This is a genomic window from Streptomyces sp. NPDC002265 (genome assembly GCF_040296125.1).
GTDB lineage: Bacteria > Actinomycetota > Actinomycetes > Streptomycetales > Streptomycetaceae > Streptomyces.
The window spans coordinates 1-1,210 of sequence record NZ_JBEOWS010000713.1; the positions used below are offsets into that span (position 1 = coordinate 1).

A 1,210-nucleotide genomic window follows, 5' to 3' on the forward strand; every position below is an offset into this window, starting at 1 on the left:
GGGTGCAGCAGGTCCGCCTGCGGCTGCTGGAACGGGCCGCGAGCGGCCGCGAGGCGCCGCGTGACGTGTCCGCGTGGGCGGCGGTCGTCGCCTCCAACCTGGCCATGGACTGGCACCGGGCCCGGCGGCGGCAGGAGCGCGTCGGGGAGCGCCTGGCCTCCCTGCGCCAGCCCGCGCACGACTCCGGCGAGGACACCAGCCTGCTCTCCCTCGCGGTCGCCCGGGGCCTGGACCAACTGCCGGACGCCCAGCGGCAGGTCCTCGTCCTGCGTTTCTACGCCGATCTGCCGGTCCGTTCGATCGCCGACGAGCTCGGCATCCCCGAGGGCACGGTCAAGAGCAGGCTGCACACGGCGGTACGGGCCCTGCGCGTCCGGCTGCACGAGGACGAGGTGGTGTGACATGACCGCCGGACACGACGGCCGCGAGCCGGACGTCGCCGACGAGGCACTGCTGGCGGCGATCACCGGTGAACCGCTGTCCGCGCGGGCCCGCACGGACCCCGAGTTCCTGGCGGCCCACCGCGCCGCCACGGCCGACGTGGCCCTGCTGCGGCGGCACCTGGGCCTGGTCGCGGACGCCCTGACCACGCCCGCACCCGCCGATGCGCCCGCGCCCGCCCCCGTGCGGCCACGAGCCCCCCGGCGCCGCCCGTTCGCCCTGGCGCTGCGCGCCGTGGCCGTCGCCGCCGCCGGTGCGCTGGTGGTCGGGGCGGGCTGGCTGGCCGTCCGGGCCGGGAACGCGGTGAGCGGGGGTTCCGCCGCCTCGGACAGCGCCGCCAAGGGGGACGCCAAGGGGGCCGGGCCCGAGGCGGCCGCCGGAACGGTTCTGGAGAGCCCGCAGTACCTGGCGTGCGCCCGGCTCGTCGTCGAGGGAGACGTCACGGCGGTGGAGCCGGTGGCGGGCACCGCGCAGAGCCGGGTCACGCTGCACGTGACCCGTTCCTACAAGCCGCAGAAGGCCCCGGCCGAGGTCGCGTTCCTGCTGGAGCGGGAGACCGGGCCGGACGCCGGGCCCGGCGAGCACGCCCTCGTCGTCGTGCCGCAGCACTCCGCCCTCGCCGACGTCTGGATCACCGGAGCCGACGCCGTCGCCCGGGAACGGGCGGCCGTCGGCCGGGCCCTGCCCGACTCGCGGACCCTCACCTGCGAGTGAGCACGGGGCGACGAGAAGGGGCGGGCGCCCTGTGGACGCCCGCCCCCGATGCCGT

The 1,210-nt window shown here is 77.7% G+C and carries 2 protein-coding genes; both read left to right on the top strand.

The window, feature by feature from the left end:
• Window positions 1-2 precede the first annotated feature (2 nt).
• Window positions 3-401, top strand: a complete 399-nt coding sequence (locus ABT085_RS46475) for an RNA polymerase sigma factor (RefSeq protein WP_351623295.1) — start codon at window positions 3-5, stop codon at window positions 399-401.
• A 1-nt stretch (window position 402) separates the two neighbouring features.
• Window positions 403-1,155 carry a hypothetical protein gene (locus tag ABT085_RS46480; protein ID WP_351623297.1) on the top strand — a complete coding sequence of 251 codons (753 nt, stop codon included), beginning with the start codon at window positions 403-405 and terminating at the stop codon, window positions 1,153-1,155.
• Window positions 1,156-1,210: the final 55 nt, after the last annotated feature.